Raw genomic sequence first — 21,800 nt, forward strand, 5'->3', positions numbered from 1 at the left:
AAACACGGTGGAAAACAGCGTCTTAGAACGACGGTCTCCTTTGCCGTCTCTGAGAATACGCAATGGTGGACTGGGCTGGATCCAGTATGAGAAACCGCTCTGGCGCATCAGACACACCTAATCTACAAAATAGTGCGCTAAATGAGAAGTTGGATATCTGACTCAGCCATGTCTCGAATGGCTGTCGCCGCACCAACACCGACGGTAATGCCGTCATAGAAGTTGTCTTCGTCATATCCCATGAGATCGATTGTCATCTGACAGGCTTGGAATTCGACTCCCATATCGAGAGAAGTGTCAAGAAGTTCCTCGATCGTGGCTGTGTCGTTGTCTGCAATCTGCTTTTCCATCATCTTCGTTACGATTCGATCCATTCCCGGAAATGCCGCGATTGCGTTCGGAACTGACATATTAGGATTTCCGACCGAACTCAGCTTCAGATTCTTCGATTTCTCCTTATGAAGGATGTCCAGCCCCCAGAACGTGTGAAAAACTGTGACTTCGTACCCGAACGCTGCGGCGGTGCTTGCAAGAATGAGCGGGGGATAGGCCATATCGAGCGTCCCCTTCGTTGCGATAATCGATATTTTCGGCTGCTTATCACGGCTCTCTACGTCAGCAACCCGGTCCTCAAGAGCGACGACTCGCTCTTCGAGCTCTTCATGAGTCAAGCGCTCGTCGGACTCTGGCGTTTGCGGAGTGTCAGTACTCATTCTATGAGTCCGTCTTGCGGATGTAATGCGTGAATATCTCGCTACGCTCGTCCTGCTCAATGAGTTCGACGTCGCTGGTTGCAGCTGCCCAACCAGCGAGATCACTCATACTTCCGGGATCGGTCGCGAGAACTTCCAGAATCGCTCCTTCTTCGAGTTGATCGATAGTCTGCTTTGTCTTGACGACTGGCATGGGACAGTTCTGTCCCGTTGTGTCGAGTACCTCGGCAGTTTTGTGTGTGGTCATAATAGTGACTACATCGCACAATATTGGAGAGGACCGTAAAAACGTACCGATAGTAGACCTTATTTTGAACACAACTAGTCCCCCATGCTCCCCGTATTATCTACTATCATGGCCTATTAGTCACTTTCTCCCTTATTAGTATTGTGTGGATATAGAATTACTATGCAAAATCTTATTGGCGAGCCGTTTGTAGAAGCGAATGACAATGACCGACGGAGAGTACCATTCGGAGGATGATATCAACTCGATCCCGCCGAAAGAGCTGAAAGAACGTATCGACAGAGACGAGGACGTGTTTATCCTCGATATCCGAGCAGAAAATGACTTCGAGGAGTGGCACATCAGCGATGAGAACGTCGAGATCGTGAATCATCCGTATTTCACGCTGCTCGATGGAATTCCTGAGGAGTTACTCACAAAACTTCCCGAGGAACAGAAGCTCACCGTATTATGCGCGAAGGGTGGTTCCAGCGAGCTGGTCGCCGAAAACCTCCAACAAGAGGACTACGATGTCGATCATCTCGAGCGCGGGATGAAGGGCTGGGCACGGATCTACGAATACACCGAGCTCACGGTCCAGAGTGACGTAACGATCGCACAGTATCATCGACCGTCGAGTGGCTGTCTCGCGTACCTCATCGTCTCGGACAGCGAGGCCGCTGTTATCGACCCACTCCACGCGTTTACTGCTCAGTATGCACAAGACGTGCGAAACCTCGGTGCTGAACTGGTTTACGCGCTCGATACGCATATCCATGCAGATCACATCTCAGGCATTCGATCGCTCGCTGATCAGACAGGTGCGACTGCAGTTATGCCCGCGGCTGCCACAGAGCGTGGTGTCGATTACGATCAACCATACGAGACGGTTCGAAACGGGGATAGCCTCACCGTTGGTGAGGTAGAGATCGACGTTATCCACACGCCCGGCCACACATCGGGAATGACCGCGTACAAGGTCGAAAACGTACTGTTCACCGGCGACGGGCTGTTCACAGAAAGCGTCGCACGACCCGATCTCGAAGATCCAGCGGCGGCCACGGACGCAGCTGCGACGCTGTACGAATCACTCACCGAGGAGATCCTGACACTGCCCGACGACACGATCATCGCACCTGCACACGTTAGCGATTCCGCAAGTCAGTGCGAAGATGGCACCTACACCGCTATACTCGGTGAACTCACGGAAACAATGGACGTACTGTCGATGGATAAAGAGCCGTTCGTCGAGTTCATCGTTTCGAGCATGCCGCCTCGACCCGCTAACTATGAGGCGATCATCGCTACCAACCTTGGCGAGGAATCACCTGACGACGAAGAAGCGTTCGAACTCGAACTGGGCCCGAATAATTGCGCAGCGAGCGAATCACCACTAACGAATTGAGATGGGCACGGTATTGTGCTAACTATGCAAATTCTTTTGAATGTGTATCGCTAACCACGAGTAACCGATGGCCGACTCGATGAGCGAAATGCTCCGGCAGGATATGCAATGTGAGGGACTGTTGGAGTGTTTCCACAACCTCAAAGAAATCGACAAGGATGTGTTTCGATTGCTGAACGAGACAGATGAATCACTCACTGTCGACGGAATTGCAGATAAAATCGACCGTGAGCGGTCGACCGCCTACCGCTCGGTACAGCGACTGCTGCAGGCTGGATTCATTCAGAAAGAGCAGATCAACTACGAACAAGGAGGTTACTATCACGTCTACCATCCGCGGGCCGCCGAAGACATTACACAAGAGATGCAGCGGATGCTCAACGACTGGTATGCGAAGATGGGACAGCTCATTGGTGAGTTCAGCGAAAAGTACGATGACGAACCCGGCCAGCTATCACCAACTGAAAACTGATCATCTCTCATTACACAGCAACAAAAACGATCGATATGGATCCCTCGTGTTTGATTTCGACGCCGTGAGTTTGAGGTGAGCGTTCCGTTCGTACCCTGATTCTCATGTGAGGAGATAGCTTCCTCGTACTCGTCGTCTCAGTCACAATCGAACGATTAGTAGCAAAGTAGTGACCGTTGGAGACGAAACGGCATTCGAACGCTCATCCCAATTGCAATTTTCCGAGCGCCGCAAAGAAGTCGATATCCGGACCAGCAATCCGAACAGGCGGCGCTTCGGTCGAGAGTGAAATAGTCACCGGCGGATTGAGTTCTCGCTTGACTCGACCGTCACTAACAGCAACAGCCTGCTCGGCTCCATCGACGCGGACGGTCACGTCGGTGTCCGAACCAACCAGCAGTGGTGGCATCCCTTCTGTGGCACACATTTCGTTGACGACAAGTGCCGAAACGTCGGTGTGGACAAGCGGCCCACCTTCACTGAGATTGTAGGCAGTGCTGCCAGTCGGCGTGGAGACAAGGACGCCATCTGCGTGTCCACCAGTGTACAACGAGCCGTCGAGTCGAATCTCGATGTCGATACCATTTCCAGGACCGCGTTGGGGGCCCATGATGACCACTTCGTTCAACGCAGGAGAGAGCGTCCAGTCCTCACCCGTGGCCGTTAGTCGTGGGACCTCCCGAATCTTGACCGTCCCGTCACTGAGTTCTGAAATCGTTCGTTCGACGGCCGACACAGCGTTTTCTGGTGGTGTTGCGTTCAAAAATCCAACCTCACCGAGATTCACACCCATGATCGGCGTCGAACCAATCCCGCGCACGGCATAAAGAAACGTGCCGTCGCCACCGATACTCACGACGAGGTCACATCCGGCCATTCCTTCGATCGATACACCAGGTACGTCGAGGGATTTGGCTGTTGTCTCATCGACGACGACATCAGCACTCACGGAACTGCGGATGTCGCCTGCCAACGCCGCCGCCCGTGGGTTATCCTGCTGTGCGACAATACCGACTCGCATATCTGTGTATCGAACCCTGTCGTCAAAAACCCACGCACACGCGGGTGTTGTGGGATGAAACGGTGCGTTCACTCACATGGCAGGGGTTGACAGAATTAGAGAACTAGAGATATCTAGTCGTCCCCGGACGGCACGTCTTGTGCTTGGGCATGAGCTGGCGGGAGATACACGGACAGTCCAAACGTGAGAAGACAGATGACGAACGACACGGCAAAGACAGTCGTTAGGCCCTCCGTCAACACGAGGGTGAGGCCGTCCGGTGGGGTGGACGAATCAAGCAGCACGCGCTGGAGGTCACCAAGATCCGATACTCCTGGTACCGCATCAAGCTGATCGTTCATCACGAGAGTCATCACGATGCCGAGCACTGTGACACCGATCGTGCCACCGAGATTTCGGAAAAACTGTTGTGATGAGGTCGCAAGCCCCATCTGTTCGGTACCGAGCCGATTCTGGATCGTCGTCAACAATGGTGGTGTAATCATCCCCATCCCGACACCCATCACGAAGACGTTCACGAGGATAGCGAGGAGAGAGAGCGATGCCGTCCAGAACGCGCCAGCCACGAAGCTCGCTGTCATTATAGCCGCGCCGGTCACAATGAGCCGACGCTCGCCGAACCTGTTCACCTGTCGTCCGGAGACAAAGCTCATTCCCGACCATCCGATCGAGATCGGAAAGACCGCGAGTGCTGCGCTTGCAGCCCCGCCGTAGACGCTCTGGACGAACAAGGGCACGTAAGTGAGGGCTGCAAAGATGACGAAGCTACTGAAGAAGCCGACAGCGTTGGTGATAAGGAACACTCGATCCTCGAATAACGAGAGCGGGAGAATGGGAACCCGAACCGAACGCTCGATGCGGATGAACGCGAGCACGCTCCCGAGACCAACCACGAGCAGACCTCCGGTCAGTGCGATCGAGGACTCGGACAGTTCCAGCGCAAGGAGAATCGCCCCGACACTAGCTGAGAGAGCAAGCGCACCACCGTAGTCGACCTGTCGCTCGACCTCACCAGTTGTCTCTTCGAGTGATCGGGAGACCAGCACGATAGCCACGATACCGACGGGAACACTGAGATAGAACACCCACCGCCAGTCCAGAGTCACGACGATGAGATAGCCGAGTAATGGGCCGATGACGCTCGAAACACCCCAGACTGCGCTCCCGTAACCGATTGCTTTTCCTCTCTGATCAGGCGGATAGATCACACCGAGAATGGTGTACGGAATTGCGTACATTGCACCCGCTCCGATGCCCTGAACGGCTCGAAATACGATGAGCTGGTCCATCGATTGGGCCGCCCCAGCGAGCGCGCTCGCAAGTACGAAGACGACGACACCGATGTAAAAGAACCGCTTTCGGCCATAAATATCTGACAGCCGACCGAACAACGGCATACTGATCGCCGCAAACAACATGTACGCAGCAAACACCCACGAGTAGAGACTAAGCCCACCGATCGACGCCACGACCGTCGGCATCGCTGTGCTCACGATCGTGCCGTCGATCCCAGCGAGAAATATCCCAAGCATCATGCCAAGCGTGACGAGGCGTCTATTCGATGTCGGCTGTTCCATAGATGAAGCGATGCGTTCCGACTACAAAACGCCGCGCCGAATCGTGGCGATATTCAAATTTTGATTCCCATAGCACAGTGACACGAATCGAAATTGCAGAACGCTATACAGTGTCCATACGAGAAGTTACGAAGGTAGTGTTGACGAAACAGAGGGCATAGAAAATCCGTTGTCAGCGGTGGGGATGGGATTCGAACCCATGAGGCCATAGGCCACCTGTTTTCAAGACAGGCGCGTTAGTCCACTCCGCCACCCCACCTGCGTTCTCCTATATTCCCGCCTCTGTTTAAATTCTAACGATCAGCGCGTCAGATCCAGTCCGTGTTCGCATTCGACGATAGACAGTCCGAGGCTGTCGAGGAACGCGGTTGTGTGCTCGGGAACGAGGCGGCCGGCGCGTCGACGGGCACGGATGAGTGCAAGCGCCTCAGCGAGATCAGTCCCGGATTCGACGACAGGAAACTGTGGGAGGAAATCAACCTCGTGGCCAGCGTCGATTGCTCGATCAGTCAGTGTTTCGACAGCAGGAGCGGTGTACGCGTCAGCGTAATCAATCGTCTCTCTGAATCCAGCGTAGTAGACTCGACCGTCGGTCGATGGTCCGAGAATGACAGGAGACCGTCGGAGTTTCATCGCGGCGGTGTCAATCTGCTGGCGAGAGAGAAACGGTGCGTTCGGTTTCACGATGGCGACCGTTCCTACACCCTCTCGTTCGAGGAGATGCGTCGCCGTATTGCCAGCCCGTCCCGAAAACGTCTCACCAACCTGACGCTCGAAACGAGCCACATCGGGATCGTCGAGCGTGTTGTCAACAACTGCCCGAACGTGGGCTTCAGCTTCGTCTTTAGATTCTGATTTTGGCTCTGACTCTAATTCTGATTCGACGGTTTTGGTTTGTCCGTCGTGTTCGGGAAGTGCATCGTCCGGCCGGTAGTTGACGAGCAACTCACCCCCGCTCGCTTCGACAGCACGACAGGCATCTTGCAGCATCGCGGTGTAGAGTTCGGTCGCTTCGGTGGTCGAAAGCGGCGATGTTTCGGGAAGAGCGGTGAGAACGAGACCATCGCGGGGTGGATCACAGAGAACGGCAATCGTGGTCATACGAGTACTGGGTGGGGCGCGACCTTTATCATCCCGGCTTTGGAAGCGGTGGTATGGATTTGACACGAACGGTCGGCGTGCTCGCTGTCCTCACGACTGTTGTTGGCGTGGTGGGTGCGCTCTTTTCATTCGTTGCTCGACTGCTGGCTGGATCGTACGTGATTCCAGTGATACTTGCTCTCTTGCTCCTCAGTGCAAGCATCGCTGCAAGCGTTGGTACTGGTGTGTTGTCAAGCCGATTTCTCTCGAATCCGTACTGGTGAATCAATAACTGAAAATAGTTCAGTGGTGCGTGGAGGAGCGTTATTCTTCTCGGTCTCTGTTCTCCGGGCTCCGTGGGTGGTACTCCGTCTCGTATTCACCGGGACGGTCGTCGAGACGGTCCGGATTGAGGTAGCCACCGAGGAGCATGAAGTCGACGATTGTGAGGTTGACCATTGCCTCAACGACTGGGACGCCCCGAGGCGGGAGAACGGGATCGTGTCGACCAATAACTTGAATCTCTTTTTCCTCGCCCGTCTCCCAGTCGACTGTCGTCTGTGTTTTCGGGATGGATGTGGGGGCATGCAGCGTCACTTCCCCGTAGATCGGCTGGCCGGTCGTGATGCCGCCCTGCAGGCCGCCGTGGTCGTTACCGACGGGGATGGGATCGCCGTCCTCATCGAAGGTCCAGTCTTCGTTGCGCTCGCTCCCGGTCTGTTCGCGCGCTGTCCGACCCAATCCGAACTCGAATCCTGTAGCGGCGGGAACGGCCATCATCGCCTGTCCGAGGCGTGCGGTAACTGAATCGAATCGCGGAGCTCCCAGTCCGCGTGGCACACCACGCGCCTCAAAGTAGATTGAACCACCGATCGAATCGCCCTCCTGCTGGTATGTTTGGATGCGCTCGCGCATCCGTTCTGCCGTCTCAGGATGAGCACACCGCACCTCGTTTTCCTCTGTATGTTCGAGGAGTTCATCGAACGATACATCAGGAGACTCGATGTCACCGATCTGATTGACGTGTGCTTTGACCTGAATTCCCTCGCGTTCGAGGAGTTTCTGCGCGATTGCTCCAGCAGCGACCCAATTAACGGTCTCGCGAGCGCTCGAACGACCACCACCACCCCAGTTTCGCGTCCCGAACTTCGCAGAGTAGGTGAAATCTCCGTGACTCGGACGGGGTGCGGTAATGAACGGTTCGTATTTCCCCGAACGAGGGTCTTTGTTCTGAATCCCCATCCCGATCGGCGTTCCCGTCGTATAGCCGTCCTGCAGACCGCTGTGAATCTCGACAGCGTCGGGTTCGTCGCGGCTGGTCGTGATCATCGATTGGCCGGGCTTGCGCCGATCAAGTTCGTGCTGAACGTCCTCTTCAGAGAGTTCGAGACCCGCCGGACATCCAGAGACCGTGACACCCATCGCCGGCCCGTGACTCTCACCATAACTGGTGACGCGAAAGAGCCGACCAAACTCGTTTCCATTCATTACTCGGGTATTGGAGGCGGGCCATTTAGGTGTTGCAACTCGCGCAACCGAGGAGACAGAAAAGCTCTGCGTTACTCGATGTACACACACGCCAGATACTGTGTCGGCGTCACAGCAACACAGCACACACCCAGAATTACAACACGCCGGTGATGAATCCAAGGCCCATCAGAATCAGAACGGCTGCTGAGATCGTCGGGAAGTATTCGGCGTAGCGCTCGGCACGTTCTTCGTACCGTTCGAAACCAGCAATAAATAACATGGTCAGTGCAACGAGCGCAAGGATCACAGCAAGTGCATAGACGAGCATCAGTTCGAGACAGTACGACGAACCGGTACACATCGCAATGATCTCGAACTCCTCCTCGTGCGCAAATCCGAGGAAAAACGCGGCACTCGTGATTCCCCACAACCCACGCGAATCATCAGGCGATAGCTCGCTGTGGTCGTGATCGTCATGATCATGGTCATAATCATGCTCGTGATCATGATCGTGGTCGTGATCGTGATCGTGATTTTTTTCGTTCTCGCTCTGAGCATGAGTGTGTGAGTGGCCATTCCGATACTCGTAGATGCCGAGTAAGATGAGGAGCACACCAGCAACGTAGTTCAGTCCATCGAATTGTCCGATTCCGCTGTACGTTTTGAGGAGGAAAAAGAGACCGACGACAGCGATAGAGCTGATGAGATGTCCGATGCCAATAAGAAGACCGGAAATGAACCCGAAAATCCACCGATTTGATGTGTCAATAGCGTACACTGCTGCGACTGGCCAGCCGTGACCCGGTTCGGCTCCGTGGATGAGTCCGAGAGCCACCGCACCGACAAACACCGAGAGCGACCCATCAAGCATATCAGAAGACAGAACAGCCATTGATAAGATGGTTGTTATGATCGGAATGGGGATATCGTAATAACCGGGACATCTTTGCTGGAGAGATCGAATATCCGCCATGCGTACGAGCCTGAATATTCCCAAAGAGGATCTCGCGGCATTCGATGCAGTCTGGCAATCGGAAGGCTACGACTCGCGTTCGCGTGCGGTTCGAGAGGCCATTCGAGAGTACACGGAAGCCCACGCACGCCTCGAAGAGACGACTGGCGAGGTCGTTGCTCTTCTCGCGTTCGATTACGAACACCACGCAGTCATCGAACCGCTCCATACAGTCCAACACGAGTTTCAGGACGTTATCAGCGCGACCAGCCACGCACATCAGGGAGACTGGTGTCTCGAAGGAGTGTTCTGTCGTGGGTCGGCTCCACGTGTTCGTGAACTCGTGTATGAGCTCAGAGATTTCGACGCCGTTGGTCGAGTGAAAGTGATGACACTCATGGCCAATGATGACTGATGACAGCGAGATCGACGACGGAAGGGTAGTGATAGAAATAACAACAATAGTAGCGATGAAATGAATATCAAAATAAAAATGGACATGGATTTTCCGAGCGTATTCATTGTGCGGCAAAAACCGCCAAGACTCATTACCCCCCAGAGAGAGACTCCACTATGAGTTTCGCCGAGATGGACATCGACACTATTTGGATGGATGGCGAGTTCGTCGACTGGGATGAAGCACAGATACACGTCCTCACGCACGGACTCCACTACGGAAGCGGTGTCTTCGAGGGGGTCCGCTGCTATGCGACCGAGCATGGTCCAGCTATCTTCCGGTGGGAGGAACATCTCGAACGGCTATACAATTCCGCAAAGCCCTACGGACTCGACATCGAGTATACCAAAGAAGAACTTACCGAGGCGACGGTTGAGCTCATCCGCCGTCAAGATCTCGCGTCGTGTTATATCAGACCGCTCGCGTTTTATGGATACGACAGCCTCGGTGTGAGTCCGGAAGGCTGTCCGACACAGGTCGCTATCGCCTGCTGGCCATGGGGGACGTATCTGGGCGAGCAGGCGCTCGAAGAGGGCGTTGACGTGATGGTTTCCTCGTGGCGCAAGCACGCATCGAGTCAGATCCCGACGAACGCCAAAACCACTGGACTGTATGTCAACAGCCTTCTCGCTGGCGAAGAAGCGCGACGAAACGGCTACGTCGAAGCCATTGTTCTGAATAAGGAAGGAAACGTTGCCGAGGGACCAGGTGAGAACATCTTCGTCGTGCGTGACGGCGAGATCTACACACCAGGACTCGCAGAGAGCATCTTGGACGGTATCACACGCAGAACTGCCATCACGCTCGCCCGCGAACAGGGGTATACGGTTCACGATGAAGCGACGATCAGCCGTGGTGAGCTGTACACCGCTGACGAGCTCTTCTTCACTGGAAGTGCTGCCGAAATCACGCCAATTCGTTTGGTTGACGACGTTCAGATCGGTGACGGAACGCGTGGACCTATCACTGAAGACGTGCAGTCGGCGTTCTTCGATCTCGTCGAGCGACGCGTGAGCGACCACGATGAGTGGTTCCACTACGTTTCGGAGTGAGCCATCGTATTTGATTCGGTGGTGCAAGCTGTTCGTGCTGGAGATTTGCTTCGACAGTCAGAATTGAGAGTGCTGATGAGCAAGCAGGCTAGTCCGACACCTGAACAGACACGCCACCAAACACCGCAATGAAAACAATAAGATGAATCGACAAGAGTGAACGCGGATCAACTCGTATCGTTGGTTCTGCTTCCAGACACACCGCCGCAGTGAGATCGTATTTGTGGAGCACCATCGTCACGGATTTCGATTACGATTGTTTCTGTGTCACAGTTACCGTTTGGAGGGACGTACTCAGCCGTGCGTGGGTCGCTCTCATCAACATGAATGGTAATCGTGTGCGCTGGGCCACGAAACGTGCCAGCGACGGTGGTCGCATTCGATTTGATTTGGTACTGAAATCGAAAGAGGTGTTTCTCGTCAGGATTGTCAATGGTAACTGTCACATTACGTGCTGAGTCACCGAGGTTTTCGACGACAACGTTCCGGTTCCGTTTGGGCATGTCCATCCCGAAGAGCTGTCCGAGACATCCAGATGTGGCCGAGAGGACACCGAGACAAACAGCACCGACGACAGTTCGTCGGGAACACGGTCGTCTCCGAACGCTTGAAGATGACATAGTACAGGATTTACGCCATTCCGAATGAATCATCCGACATCAGATTGTTCCGTTTATCAACATATTTTTTTTATGCCGTCGTTTTTCGCTCTGCTGAGAACCGCGATTCCGCGATTGCGAATGCGAGTGTGCTGAACACACCGAGCAACGTGCTTGCGGTGAGGACAATAGCGAGAAATGAGAGATTAACATATGAGAGTACGTGCGCGCTCACGCCGTAGAGAACGGCTGCGATGGCCAGTACATAGAAGGGAGCGTTGAGGTGACGCCACCGGAAGGTGTCGTGGAGATACTCGTCTGTAATGTGGCCGAGACTCGCTGTGACTCCAGCAGCGGCAAGCCAGTATACAGCGCCGTAGACGAGCGCAGCACCAGTCGTGAGAATACCAACCGGAGCGCCCGATCGGAGGCTGGAAAGCGTGTCAACGCCGTTTACACTGCCAATTACGATCAGTGCGGCTGCAACGACGTACGTCACAATCGTTACTCGACCAGTGTAGAGGCTCGTTCGGGCACGCTTGACGGCAGTGTCGAGAACCCGGTCAAGCCCGAGTCCACGGAAGAGGAGATAAGCCCCAAGAGAGCCACTCAGTGCCCCGAGCGTCGCACCAGGGAGATTAAAATGATTTGCCACTTCGACGAGCGGGTAGACGAGCAAGAGGACGCCAAGTGGAATAAGGATGGTACCACGCGTCTCGGGGTCATCAAGCACCTGCTTAATCGTATAGTACATCGATTCGAGATCTTGTGCCTGCCGGACAACGACCCGCTGAACACTATCTATTGGGACACGGGAACGGATGACCGGGATGACGCTCTCGTCTTGTGCACCATCAGTGACGACGATAGCGTGTACGTCTTCGCCGGTTGATAACGAGGCGAGAACGGTATCGACCTCTTCACCGACTTTTCGGTTTGCGGCGACATCGCTCCCATTCGTTCCAGTGACGACCGCTACCTCAACTGTCTCGTCATCGATGTGGTCGTAGAGGTGTATCCCTTCGAACACCACGTTGACATCCGAATCCTCGGGATCTGCGGTAGCGAGTGCAACAGCTGCTTCTTCTACAGACTCGCGCCCGACGACTGGCGTCTGTAGTCCAGTCTTGCGTCCAAGATCGTCGTCAAGGTCGACACACAGCACCAGCAACATCACTCGACGGTACAGCCCCCGGGGTAACGAACTTATCGGGCACGAATCGAATCCCGGATGTGTGCAGTGCGAATCTATGATCAGCCGATCGAACGGTTGTACGATCTACGGCGACCGACAACGGACAGTATATCCCTCCGGCGACCGTGCAAGCAACCATGCGAACGAGGCGTCAGGTGCTCGGTACGCTCGGTGCGCTCGGTACGGTGACGGCGCTCGCTGGCTGTGCCAGTCGAGCAGACAGACAGAGCGGCGGAGCAGGGCTGTTCGCCCCTGAATTTTCTGACCGATCTATCCCAGAGCAGTACACCTGTGCAGGTGGAGATATTTCACCAGAACTCGAATTTTCAGATGTTTCCTTTGACACTGAGGCGTTCGCGCTTATTATGGATACTGTCGATGCGTCCGGTTCGAAGCCGTTCGTCCATTGGCTTATCTGGAACATCCCAGCAAACACGACGACACTTCCAGAGGGTATTCCACAACAACCACGAGTCGAACTTTCCGAACGTGGAACTGATCCCGGATTCCCTGCGACCGTCACCGGAACGACTGGGCCGGTACATCAGGGAACCAATGGGTTCGGTGAAATAGGATATCGTGGTCCGTGTCCCCCACCAGAAGAACCGCCATATACCTACGAATTTACGCTGTATTCACTCCGATCAACGATCGACGTAGCTCCTGGAGCGAAGCGCCCAGCACTCGAATCGGCCATCCAGAGTGAACTCATCGGGGAAACGACGCTGATAGGAACATTCGATCGATAAGCCAAATAGAGACAGCACACGATGCGGTCTGCAATTCGGGAAAGAACGCACGACTTTTCAGCGTCGACCGGATATCGAACGTAACGGATGATCTCAAAGGGCTGTGAACAGTGTGCCGAGGGCGGCAAGATGGTGCTGTTCGTCTACGGATACTGTGACCAGCGTGATTGCTTTTACTGCCCGCTCGGTGAGAATCGCAAGAACGTCATGGACGTGTACGCCAACGAACGGCTGATCGAAGAAGACGAGGACATAATCCGCGAGGCAAAGCGCATGGACGCCCTCGGAACATCGATCACCGGAGGAGAACCACAAGAAGTCCTCAACCGTACCTGCCGATACCTGTCTCTATTGAAAGATGAATTCGGAGAGGATCATCACACGCACCTGTATACTGGTATTACGGGCGGTCGGGAGAACATGCGTCGGCTCGCGTCCGCCGGTCTCGACGAGATCAGGTTCCACCCACCGTACGAACTGTGGGGCGATCTCCACGGGACCGAGTGGGAGGATATCCTGTACATTGCCCGTGAAGAAGGACTCACACCCGCGTTCGAGATTCCCGGCATTCGGGCCGAATCGGAGTTCCTCACGTTTCTCGATGAGGGCGCAGCGGAGTTCTGTAACATCAACGAGTTCGAGATGAGCGACGGAAACGCACAACGAATGAAAGAACAGGGCTATGAACTCCGCGATGGCCACATGAGTGCCGTCGAAGGGAGTCACGATGTGCTCGAAGAGATGGGCGAGCACGAGCGCGTCTACTTTTGTACCAGCGTGTTCAAGGACGCTGCCCAACACCGCAATCGTCTGAAACGAATGGCGCGCAATGTTCAACGGCCGTTCGATGAGATAACAGACGATGGAACCCTCGTCTATGGGAAGACGTGGTTGACAGAAGCAGAACTGCAAGCACTCGGTGTCCCTGAAGAGTACTATACGGTGAAGACGGACCACGTCGAGCTCGCGTGGTGGCTTTTAGAGGAGCTCATCGAAGAAGGCGATGCGGGACGTGGCGAAGTCGTTGAGCAGTACCCGACTGTGAACGGAACCGTCGTCGAGCGAACGCCGTTGGCGTAGCGCCGGTAGCTTCGTGAGATGGGATCTATCGATTGAGTATAGCTTTGTACACTATACTAGCGCTTTCATGTCTTCCACAAACTGTTCTGTGTTCTCGAACATCTCATCGAGATCACCTTCGATCGGATCGTGTTCGTAGTCCGCTGTCTGTCGTCGCGTTCTCATCGCGTTTAGAAAGCGGCCATCATCGCGGCTTGCTTCGTTTTCCATTACGATCTCTTCTCAGAAATCAGATACGACTCCGTTGTGTGTCGTCGGATCGAATCCTCGCGTATGGAGTACGGCTATTGCTGCGTGAAAACAAGCGTAGTAGAGTCGATTTACGATCGCTCGATCTGTTCCGCCGGTCTGTCGAAGCTTGGTGGCATCAGCCAACGCCTCGTTGGCCCGCTCGAATTCCTCTGTCGTGTACTCATCCATATAATCGACCCTCTCTCCGTACGTTTCGCAGAAATGGAAAATCCTTCCGAGACTCAAATTTCTCTCTCGTTTTGATGTGTGGACTTATCACAACGCCGTGTTCGAGACCGATGTCGAACGCTAGGGCGTAGAGCGTCTCCGCCTCCTCAGTCGTTGTAAGAATCACAAGAATATCGACATCGGAATGTTCGGTCGCCTCGCCTCGTGCTGTACTCCCGTAGAGGATAATTTCGTGAATATCATCCCCGAGTACTTCCTTCGCTCCCTGCGCGAACGCCTCAAATGCTCGTTCTCGCTGTCGGGTCGCTTGTGTACTCATAATAAGCCCTTAGACGGCCAGTTATTCAATCTCTTGGGTGAATACGCAAAGACCAGTATGATTCCTCCGATGGTGTCCGAATCAACAGTCGAGAACTTCACCATGACCGCGTTGGTCGACTCCGATGGGTTAGTTCGATCAAGTACGTACGAAATAACGTATACGACCAGTGAAGGAGAGACACACAGCAGGACGGGTTCGATCCGGTTCAACGGCGCCGATACCACGACGGTTACCGAACCCGCGTGGGTCGAGGAGGCACAAGCCGAAAGCTAACTAACAATCAGATCTCCGACTCGAGCAGTTCGATATCCCCGACGATATCGTAGGGATCGTCTCCTGCACGAATTCCTTCCAACATGACGAACGCCGCTTTCGGTGCGAGGAAGTGCCGACAGATCACTCTTCCGAGTGGCGTCGCGGTCGCCCCGTCGATGAAGTCGTACTGGATGAGTTTTCCGAGCGCGTGTTTCGTCGGCACATCTCCGATCATTCGGTCGTTGAGACGCTTTGCACCTCGACCGGCAACAACGATGTTCGCAAGCGTCTCTTCGACGGCCGCTGACTCGTCGTAGGGCGTCACGACTGACTCCATCTCTCCTTTAAGAAGTTTGAACGCTACCTCATCCTCGGTCATTCCCATGGAGTTATGGTACGTGCCATCGGGTTCGACGAGGAGGTAGACGGTACCTTCGTCGTGGAAGTCAGGACGTCCCGCGCGTCCGAGCATCTGACTGAACTCCTGCACCGAAAGCCACTCGATGCCCATTGCAAGCGAGTCGAAAATGACCTGCGATGCAGGAAAGTCGACGCCAGCGGCGAGCGCGGCGGTCGTCACAACGGCAGCGAGCTCCTGATCTGCGAATTTCCGCTCGACCGTCTTTCGGCGCTTATAGTCCAGCCCAGCGTGATACGGCGCACTATCGTACTCCAGCGACCGACTGATGGAGTGACAGCGCCGCCGTGAATTGGTGAAGATGATGGTCTGGCCGCGATAGTCTTTCGACGATTTCGTATCGAATGCACGTCTAACGAGCTTGTTCTCGATATCCGATTTATCGTGCCCGTCCGTGAACGTAACGTGGCGCTCAATAGGAACTGGTCGCTCCTCGAACTCAATGAGTGTCGCATCGAGCGCGCCCGCGAGCTGTTTGGGGTTGCCTACAGTCGCGGAGAGATACACCCACTGCGTGTCCCCCTTGTCCTGCTCACAGTAGTGTTTCAAGCGGGAAATGAGGCCATCGAGACGGTGACCGCGTTCGGTTTCCCCAAGGGTGTGAACTTCGTCAATGACGACAGTGCCGATATCACCGAGATCCTTCCCGGTGCGAAGAGCGTGGTCGATCCCCTCGTAGGTCCCGACAATAACGTCCGCACCGGGATTGAAGCCCGCACCACCATCACGGATACGGCTCGCCCCAACCCGAATTGTCACGTCTACGAGAGAGCCGTACGCTTCGTCGAACTGTTCGTGTTTCTGGTTCGCCAGCGCGACGAGTGGGACGAGAAAGAGCATCTTTCCCTCCCCAGAGAGGATACGATCGATACCGGCGAGTTCACCGATAAGCGTCTTCCCTGTCGCGGTCGCACTCACGACGAGCTGATCGCGTCCCGAGAGGACGCCGTTTCTGACCGCGAGACTCTGGACTGGGAGGAGCTGCTCAAACTGTTCGGTGATGAGCGATGCGAGCTTCGGATTGAGATCAAGCGCATCAGTCGGGACGGGATCGACCGCATCGACCGTGGAGCTAATCTCATCAAACTTCGTAAGTTCGGGGTCGAGACGGCCTTTCAAGAGGTTCACTATCCGATCGAGATCGCCGATCTCGACTAACAGATCTTCGAGACGCTCGCGGGCACCGGACTGGAGACTCCGGTAGTTGAGCTCCCGTTCGAGTTCGCGCTTTGCACAATCGAGACAGATGTGTTCACCGTCGGCACGAATATCCGTCTCACTCGTTAGCGGTGAGTATCGACCCGCGCTCGCGCAGTATCGGCACGTCCGAACGACCTTTGCACCGAGCTGATAGCCGTCCAGCATCGATCGAATCTGATCGCGTCCGTTCCGTGATGTCTGCTCGGAGATACGGATGCGCGTCGCGCGTCGTGCGATGTCGACGAACTCCTCGGGCCGACGGAGGTCTTCACCCGACCCTTCACTCACACGAAACCGAGCCGGACGAGGTCCGGCATTCGTCTCTTTCAGCTCAAGAATCGCCTGCAGCAGCCGCTCGTTATCACGGGTAACGACGACAGTGTAATCGTCGGACCGTTCGTGGAGGAACAGGGTGTCGACCGCCGAAACCTGCTGAGACACGGACCCTACTACCCGGCGGGGCTATTTGACTGTCCCGAACTCGATGCACCGTTCATCAGAGACGGGCGTCGAGATCGAGGTACGATTCAAACGTCGTCAGACTCTCTAGAGCGACACCGAACGCCTCAATGTCGTTCGAATCGGTGGTGTTGTCCATACGGAGTGATTTCGCTTGGTCGGCACCCATTGGGGCGCCCGGAAGCGGACCGACGACAGTGAGACCGATATCGACGAGCTGCATCGGGATCGGAACGATCGTCACCGACTGTCCACTCGCTCGGTAGACGAGTTTGGTAACGTCCGCGAGTGTGAGCATTTCCGGGCCGGCAATTTCGTAGGTCCCGTCGAACGCGTCGTCTTCGATCGCATCAGCGAGTATCGGGACGAGGTCACCAACCCAGATGGGCTGGAACCGAGTACGCGTCCCCCCGCCTGGCAGTCCCGTTACAAACGGCGTGGTGAGTTGTTTTGTGAACGAGACAAATTCTCCACCGTCACCAAACACGATTGACGGACGAATGATGACGTGGTCGAGAGTGGCATTTCTGATGACGGCTTCGGCCTGACCCTTCGCTTTGATGTATGCTGTGTCGCCGTTCGGGTCCGCCCCGAGTGCGCTCATCTGAACGATCCGACCAACGTCGTTCTCTTGTGCCGCGCGAACGATGTTTTCGGTCCCGCCGAGATGGACGTCAAAGTGCTTTCTGTCGCCGCCACTCGGTTTGAACAGCGGCGAGAGGGCGACCAAATTGACGACAACATCCATCCCATCGAACGCAGGCGCGATTGAATCGTACGCAGTGACATCACCCATCGCCGTCTCGACGCCGTCGGAAAGATTTGTCTCACTTGGAGTGCGCGAGAGTGCGATCACGTCATGACCGCGCGAGTCTAGTTCATTGCACAACGCCGTCCCGATAAAGCCGCTCCCACCGACGACTAGCACACTCATAGTATCATATTTGTTCGATAAAGACGTAAAACTATCGTGCGAATACAATCGGTTTCAGTCTACTGAGAAGACTGTTGTACAGAGTAGCAATACGGGAATGCATGAAACTCAGTTGCATGTTCTCTCAGAGAGGCAGTTCTGAGACCGTACTGTCTTACTATGAGACCCTCGTATCCGAAGTATGCTTATCACGCTCGAAGGTATCGATGGAGCCGGTAAGACGACAGTGCAAGAGGCGCTTGAAGCGACTGTCGACGCCGTATTCACAGGGGAACCAACTAGCTCGTGGTACGGAGAAAGCGTCGCTCGGTCGTTGGCTGACAACGAGGCGGATCCACTCGCCGAACTGTTTCTCTATACGGCAGATCACGCAGATCATCTCGCTCGGGTAATTCGTCCAGCACTCGATCAGGGTGAAGTCGTTATCTCAGATCGCTACTCGGACTCACGATATGCGTATCAGGGAGCCAGTTTGGAGGGTGTCGTTCCGCGACCGATGGAGTACATACGTGGGATTCATCAACCATTCACTCGTCCGCCAGACGCTACGATCTACCTCGATATCTCCCCAGAAGAAGGTGCAAAGCGCGCGGGTGCGAGTGATAAATTCGAACAAGCGGGCTATCTCACAGCCGTTCAGGAAAACTACGAGCGACTGATCGGATACGATCCCGATCGCTTCATTCGGATCAATGCCGAACGCTCGCCTGAAGCGGTCATCGAGGATGTCGAACGAGCGATCGAACGGCTGCTAGAAGGGTAACAGGGCTTCTTGTCGTTTGTCCCCAAGAATCCTCTATGAATACGAACGCGACACTACCCACTCCTCGACGCTCTCGATCACCTCAGCGTCTGTAGCCGCCGTCGGTGAGAGTGACGCCGTCTCGACGATCATCAAGGATAGAGAATGTATCGTCAATCGCACGGTGTTGCCGTACAAGCAGTCGATCGACTGCTTCGGATGCGACTTCCTCCACGGTTACACCGCGCTCGATAGCGATCTGTCGGAGAGACTCGTATTCGTCCTCCGTCAGTTCGATGTGCACCCGTTTTCTCTCATCTTCTCCCATATTCGTCTCAATTATCCCCCGACACATAATTTTTCTGTATATCAAATGTATTTATAAATCAAAACGTGTGTTTAATTGTATCAGTCGACGTGCTCGGAGGGCGAGCACAAAGTCCTCCTGAAGCACTTGCTCACTTGCTATCGTTCGTGTTACTATTTCGTTGGTAGCGTAACCTCCTCGGGTGCGGGCATCCAGAAGTAATCGAACGCGATTCCGATAGTAACCGGCAGTACAACGAGGAGGCCGATCACGAGTCGTGGACTTCCGATATCGAATCCAAAGCCGGCTGCGCTCATGATTTGCGTAAGGATCACGAGAACCGGAGGGATGATTAAGAGGGCGAACACCACCGGACCCCAACTCGTTTTGAGTCGGACGCGGAAAAAGCGAGTCATCAGCGCCGTAATGGCGGTATTGACGCCGATCATGACGAGTAGTTGAATGACATCGACGACCGAAACCATATGTGTGGTTTGATTTCTGTCCTCTTTGTCGTGTCGAAGGCCACCGCAACGTCTTTCAGCGTTTGTGCCGATTCGCTTGCATGCACCGGGTCATTGACGAGGGGGATCTTGCGTCAACGTCGTTCGATATTGAGGAGGCACGCGCGCTCTTGAGAGACATGGTTCGTGCACGAACGTTCGACGATCGGGCGCTCTCGCTCCAACGGCGAGGATGGATGAGTGGATATCCACCTTTCCGTGGTCAGGAAGCGTCACAGGTCGGAGCCGCCCACGCGATGGGCGAAAACGATTGGCTCGTGCCGACGTACCGATCGAACGCGATGCAACTCGCCCGTGGTGTTCCACCGAGCGATATCCTTCGCTTCCGTCGGGGACATCCCGAGTACCATTCAGATCATCAGATTCCCATCTTTCCACAGGCGGTCCCGATTGCCACACAGACACTCCACGCTGTCGGTATTGGAATGGCTCGAAACTATCGACACGGAGACGATGCCCACGCTGTTCTCTGCTACCTCGGTGACGGTGCAACGAGTGAGGGGGATTTCCACGAAGCGCTCAATTTCGCGGGCGTATTCGACGCTCCAGTCGTTTTCTTCTGTGAGAACAACCACTGGGCCATCAGTCTGCCCCGCAATCGCCAGACAGCAGCGGACAGTATCGCTATCAAAGCCGAGGCGTACGGATTCGAGGGCAAGCAGGTTGATGGCAACGATCCACTTGCTGTGCGATCGTCCGTCGAGAGCGCGCTCGAAACCGCCCGAGCAGGCAGTCCAATCCTCATTGAGAGTCTCACGTACCGTCAAGGAGCGCATTCGACGAGCGACGACCCAGACCGATATCGTGATGACGTCGATCTCCCTGAATGGCGTACCGCCGATCCGATCGAACGCTTCGGGACGTATCTCCGCGAACAAGACGCTATCGACGACGAGTTCATTCCCACCGTCGAAAACGAAGTTCGTGACGAGATCAGCGACGCTGTCTCGACAATCGAAGAGACCGAGACGACAGATCCGTCCGATGTCTTCGACTTCGTCTACGCAGATCTCACGCCGCGGCTCCGAGAGCAACGAGCGTCGATCCAATCACGATAACCAGAACAGCTCAAAAATTCGTGGGCATTAACCCGTTAGATCGCGTCATCAGGATCGTGTTTTTCCTTCATCCGGGTGACTTCGTCCGCGTACTGTTTCCGGGTTTTTTCATCTACAAGTGCGAGATTATCCTGTTCGACGAGGAGGCTTGCACTTGTCTCCCGCTCTGAACCGCTGAAACTCGTCACTGCTCGCTCTTTGCGGAATTCGTACCGGCCGTCCATCGTTGCGTAGGTGAGAATGATGAGGTTCTGTTCGTCGTCGGAGTATGTGCGTTCAACGAGCCAGACGCGTTCCATTTCGTCCATGATGTTTTGTTGGATTTCCGTATACAAAACTACCATCAGTGTCCGCTACGAGAGACACCGGCAGTCACTGATCCGGTGAGCAGAGTTATGTGTCTCGCTTGGTTTAGAGTACTCATGCGCTTTGTTATCATCGGCGGCGGGCGTGTCGGAAAGCGGACAGCCCGTGTTCTCGAAGGGGAAGGCTACGATGTGTCGATCCTCGAATCGAGTGCCGAGCGGGTCGATCGACTCCGCAAAGAAGGATTCGACGCCGTACAGGGGGACGGCAGCGAGGAGAGCGAACTTCTCGGACTCGATCTCGATAGCGCAGATGGCGTCGCTGCACTCACGGGAAGTCTTACTGTTAACGTCATCGCCTGTCTGATCGCCAAAAGCTACGATTGCCGAACCGTGCTTCGTGTCGATAGTGATTACTACGAGTACCTGTGTCGCAAATACGCGACTGAGATCGACGAAGTGATCTACCCAGAACGGCTCGGTGCCATCGCTGCCAAGAACGCTCTTTTAGGCGGCAGCATCCGCGCTATCGCAGATATTGCTCAAGAGATTCAGCTCGTTGAGCTGACGGTGACTGAAGAATCGCCGATGCGGGGGTACACTCTCTCAGAACTTGAGCTCCCAGCCAACTCACGTCTCCTCGGGTTCGGTAAAGCAGGCGATTCGATCCACCTCCCTGCCGAAGATGAATCGCTCGAACTCGGCGATCGGCTTGTCGTTATTGCTAACTTCGATGTCCTCGCCGATGTCCGCCGCATCATCGTTGGCGAAAGCGACAGCCAAGCCGCAGCAGTCTGATGCAACCGGA

General features: G+C 54.9%; 28 protein-coding genes and 1 tRNA gene. 11 read left to right on the top strand and 18 right to left on the bottom strand.

Annotated elements, in window-relative coordinates; translation table 11 throughout:
* Positions 1 to 137: 137 nt before the first annotated feature.
* Together MW898_RS11055 and MW898_RS11060 are read right to left on the bottom strand one after the other, a co-directional pair.
* Complete coding sequence (locus tag MW898_RS11055; RefSeq protein WP_248907175.1) at positions 138 to 713, bottom strand: DsrE/DsrF/DrsH-like family protein; 576 nt, start codon at positions 711 to 713, stop codon at positions 138 to 140.
* Between the two features lies 1 nt (position 714).
* Complete coding sequence (locus tag MW898_RS11060; protein WP_248907177.1) at positions 715 to 960, bottom strand: sulfurtransferase TusA family protein; 246 nt, start codon at positions 958 to 960, stop codon at positions 715 to 717.
* 205 nt (positions 961 to 1,165) lie between these two features.
* On the opposite strand from MW898_RS11060, the gene MW898_RS11065 reads away from it, so the two are divergent.
* Positions 1,166 to 2,344, top strand: a complete 1,179-nt coding sequence (locus MW898_RS11065) for an MBL fold metallo-hydrolase (protein ID WP_248909756.1) — start codon at positions 1,166 to 1,168, stop codon at positions 2,342 to 2,344.
* Positions 2,345 to 2,411: 67 nt separating this feature from the next.
* Positions 2,412 to 2,816, top strand: a complete 405-nt coding sequence (locus tag MW898_RS11070) for a helix-turn-helix domain-containing protein (RefSeq protein ID WP_248907179.1) — start codon at positions 2,412 to 2,414, stop codon at positions 2,814 to 2,816.
* Between the two features lie 202 nt (positions 2,817 to 3,018).
* Here the strand turns inward: MW898_RS11070 and MW898_RS11075 are convergent, their stop codons facing one another.
* The 4 genes from MW898_RS11075 to MW898_RS11090 form a co-directional block, all read right to left on the bottom strand.
* On the bottom strand, positions 3,019 to 3,837 hold the full coding sequence (locus tag MW898_RS11075; protein ID WP_248907181.1) for an NAD(+)/NADH kinase: 819 nt from the start codon (positions 3,835 to 3,837) through the stop codon (positions 3,019 to 3,021).
* Positions 3,838 to 3,950: 113 nt separating this feature from the next.
* Complete coding sequence (locus MW898_RS11080; RefSeq protein WP_248907183.1) at positions 3,951 to 5,414, bottom strand: MDR family MFS transporter; 1,464 nt, start codon at positions 5,412 to 5,414, stop codon at positions 3,951 to 3,953.
* Positions 5,415 to 5,590: 176 nt separating this feature from the next.
* Positions 5,591 to 5,673, bottom strand: a tRNA-Ser gene (locus MW898_RS11085).
* A 41-nt stretch (positions 5,674 to 5,714) separates the two neighbouring features.
* Positions 5,715 to 6,515, bottom strand: coding sequence for a hypothetical protein (locus MW898_RS11090; protein ID WP_248907184.1), 801 nt, complete (start codon positions 6,513 to 6,515; stop codon positions 5,715 to 5,717).
* A 53-nt stretch (positions 6,516 to 6,568) separates the two neighbouring features.
* On the opposite strand from MW898_RS11090, the gene MW898_RS11095 reads away from it, so the two are divergent.
* The gene (locus MW898_RS11095; protein ID WP_248907186.1) at positions 6,569 to 6,778 is read left to right on the top strand and encodes a hypothetical protein; all 210 of its coding nucleotides are present in this window, start codon (positions 6,569 to 6,571) and stop codon (positions 6,776 to 6,778) included.
* Between the two features lie 40 nt (positions 6,779 to 6,818).
* Here MW898_RS11095 and aroC read toward each other — a convergent pair whose 3' ends face one another.
* On the bottom strand, positions 6,819 to 7,982 hold the full coding sequence (aroC, locus tag MW898_RS11100) for a chorismate synthase (protein WP_248907188.1): 1,164 nt from the start codon (positions 7,980 to 7,982) through the stop codon (positions 6,819 to 6,821).
* Between the two features lie 136 nt (positions 7,983 to 8,118).
* Positions 8,119 to 8,835: a hypothetical protein gene (locus MW898_RS11105; protein ID WP_248907190.1), complete on the bottom strand. Its 717-nt coding sequence runs from the start codon at positions 8,833 to 8,835 to the stop codon at positions 8,119 to 8,121.
* Between the two features lie 100 nt (positions 8,836 to 8,935).
* Between MW898_RS11105 and MW898_RS11110 the strand changes: the two genes are divergently transcribed.
* Together MW898_RS11110 and MW898_RS11115 are read left to right on the top strand one after the other, a co-directional pair.
* Positions 8,936 to 9,331: a CopG family ribbon-helix-helix protein gene (locus MW898_RS11110; RefSeq protein ID WP_248907192.1), complete on the top strand. Its 396-nt coding sequence runs from the start codon at positions 8,936 to 8,938 to the stop codon at positions 9,329 to 9,331.
* 158 nt (positions 9,332 to 9,489) lie between these two features.
* Positions 9,490 to 10,425, top strand: a complete 936-nt coding sequence (locus MW898_RS11115) for a branched-chain amino acid transaminase (protein WP_248907194.1) — start codon at positions 9,490 to 9,492, stop codon at positions 10,423 to 10,425.
* A 167-nt stretch (positions 10,426 to 10,592) separates the two neighbouring features.
* Here the strand turns inward: MW898_RS11115 and MW898_RS11120 are convergent, their stop codons facing one another.
* Positions 10,593 to 11,045: an Ig-like domain-containing protein gene (locus tag MW898_RS11120; protein ID WP_248907196.1), complete on the bottom strand. Its 453-nt coding sequence runs from the start codon at positions 11,043 to 11,045 to the stop codon at positions 10,593 to 10,595.
* A gap of 70 nt (positions 11,046 to 11,115) precedes the next feature.
* Complete coding sequence (locus MW898_RS11125; protein WP_248907198.1) at positions 11,116 to 12,198, bottom strand: DUF373 family protein; 1,083 nt, start codon at positions 12,196 to 12,198, stop codon at positions 11,116 to 11,118.
* A 158-nt stretch (positions 12,199 to 12,356) separates the two neighbouring features.
* Between MW898_RS11125 and MW898_RS11130 the strand changes: the two genes are divergently transcribed.
* Together MW898_RS11130 and MW898_RS11135 are read left to right on the top strand one after the other, a co-directional pair.
* On the top strand, positions 12,357 to 12,968 hold the full coding sequence (locus MW898_RS11130; protein WP_248907200.1) for a YbhB/YbcL family Raf kinase inhibitor-like protein: 612 nt from the start codon (positions 12,357 to 12,359) through the stop codon (positions 12,966 to 12,968).
* Between the two features lie 87 nt (positions 12,969 to 13,055).
* The gene (locus tag MW898_RS11135) at positions 13,056 to 14,048 is read left to right on the top strand and encodes a radical SAM protein (RefSeq protein WP_248907202.1); all 993 of its coding nucleotides are present in this window, start codon (positions 13,056 to 13,058) and stop codon (positions 14,046 to 14,048) included.
* 51 nt (positions 14,049 to 14,099) lie between these two features.
* Here the strand turns inward: MW898_RS11135 and MW898_RS11140 are convergent, their stop codons facing one another.
* The 3 genes from MW898_RS11140 to MW898_RS11150 are packed head-to-tail and all read right to left on the bottom strand — an operon-like array spanning position 14,100 to position 14,787.
* Positions 14,100 to 14,258, bottom strand: a complete 159-nt coding sequence (locus tag MW898_RS11140; RefSeq protein ID WP_248907204.1) for a hypothetical protein — start codon at positions 14,256 to 14,258, stop codon at positions 14,100 to 14,102.
* A gap of 12 nt (positions 14,259 to 14,270) precedes the next feature.
* Positions 14,271 to 14,468 (bottom strand): HEPN domain-containing protein, encoded by a 198-nt coding sequence (locus MW898_RS11145; RefSeq protein WP_248907206.1) that lies wholly within the window; start codon positions 14,466 to 14,468, stop codon positions 14,271 to 14,273.
* Positions 14,461 to 14,787, bottom strand: coding sequence for a nucleotidyltransferase domain-containing protein (locus MW898_RS11150; RefSeq protein ID WP_248907208.1), 327 nt, complete (start codon positions 14,785 to 14,787; stop codon positions 14,461 to 14,463). The genes MW898_RS11145 and MW898_RS11150 overlap by 8 nt, the downstream gene beginning before the upstream one ends.
* A 69-nt stretch (positions 14,788 to 14,856) precedes the next feature.
* On the opposite strand from MW898_RS11150, the gene MW898_RS11155 reads away from it, so the two are divergent.
* On the top strand, positions 14,857 to 15,063 hold the full coding sequence (locus tag MW898_RS11155) for a DUF7537 family lipoprotein (protein ID WP_248907210.1): 207 nt from the start codon (positions 14,857 to 14,859) through the stop codon (positions 15,061 to 15,063).
* A gap of 7 nt (positions 15,064 to 15,070) precedes the next feature.
* Here MW898_RS11155 and MW898_RS11160 read toward each other — a convergent pair whose 3' ends face one another.
* Together MW898_RS11160 and MW898_RS11165 are read right to left on the bottom strand one after the other, a co-directional pair.
* Entirely contained in the window at positions 15,071 to 17,104 is a 2,034-nt protein-coding gene (locus MW898_RS11160) for a DEAD/DEAH box helicase (protein ID WP_248907212.1), read from the bottom strand.
* A gap of 55 nt (positions 17,105 to 17,159) precedes the next feature.
* Positions 17,160 to 18,056 carry a complex I NDUFA9 subunit family protein gene (locus MW898_RS11165; protein ID WP_248907214.1) on the bottom strand — a complete coding sequence of 299 codons (897 nt, stop codon included), beginning with the start codon at positions 18,054 to 18,056 and terminating at the stop codon, positions 17,160 to 17,162.
* Positions 18,057 to 18,237: 181 nt separating this feature from the next.
* Here MW898_RS11165 and tmk point away from each other — a divergent pair, with 181 nt between their 5' ends.
* Positions 18,238 to 18,819, top strand: coding sequence for a dTMP kinase (gene tmk / locus MW898_RS11170; RefSeq protein WP_248907216.1), 582 nt, complete (start codon positions 18,238 to 18,240; stop codon positions 18,817 to 18,819).
* Positions 18,820 to 18,901: 82 nt separating this feature from the next.
* On the opposite strand, the gene MW898_RS11175 is transcribed toward tmk, so the two are convergent.
* Together MW898_RS11175 and MW898_RS11180 are read right to left on the bottom strand one after the other, a co-directional pair.
* Positions 18,902 to 19,126, bottom strand: coding sequence for a hypothetical protein (locus MW898_RS11175; RefSeq protein ID WP_248907218.1), 225 nt, complete (start codon positions 19,124 to 19,126; stop codon positions 18,902 to 18,904).
* Positions 19,127 to 19,278: 152 nt separating this feature from the next.
* Complete coding sequence (locus MW898_RS11180) at positions 19,279 to 19,590, bottom strand: DUF7991 family protein (protein ID WP_248907220.1); 312 nt, start codon at positions 19,588 to 19,590, stop codon at positions 19,279 to 19,281.
* Positions 19,591 to 19,670: 80 nt separating this feature from the next.
* On the opposite strand from MW898_RS11180, the gene MW898_RS11185 reads away from it, so the two are divergent.
* Positions 19,671 to 20,687, top strand: coding sequence for a thiamine pyrophosphate-dependent enzyme (locus MW898_RS11185; RefSeq protein WP_248907222.1), 1,017 nt, complete (start codon positions 19,671 to 19,673; stop codon positions 20,685 to 20,687).
* 35 nt (positions 20,688 to 20,722) lie between these two features.
* Here MW898_RS11185 and MW898_RS11190 read toward each other — a convergent pair whose 3' ends face one another.
* On the bottom strand, positions 20,723 to 20,995 hold the full coding sequence (locus MW898_RS11190; protein WP_248907223.1) for a DUF7967 family protein: 273 nt from the start codon (positions 20,993 to 20,995) through the stop codon (positions 20,723 to 20,725).
* Positions 20,996 to 21,109: 114 nt separating this feature from the next.
* Here MW898_RS11190 and MW898_RS11195 point away from each other — a divergent pair, with 114 nt between their 5' ends.
* Positions 21,110 to 21,790, top strand: a complete 681-nt coding sequence (locus MW898_RS11195) for a potassium channel family protein (RefSeq protein WP_248907225.1) — start codon at positions 21,110 to 21,112, stop codon at positions 21,788 to 21,790.
* Positions 21,791 to 21,800: the final 10 nt, after the last annotated feature.

Source organism: Halocatena marina (genome assembly GCF_023276375.1).
GTDB lineage: Archaea > Halobacteriota > Halobacteria > Halobacteriales > Haloarculaceae > Halocatena > Halocatena marina.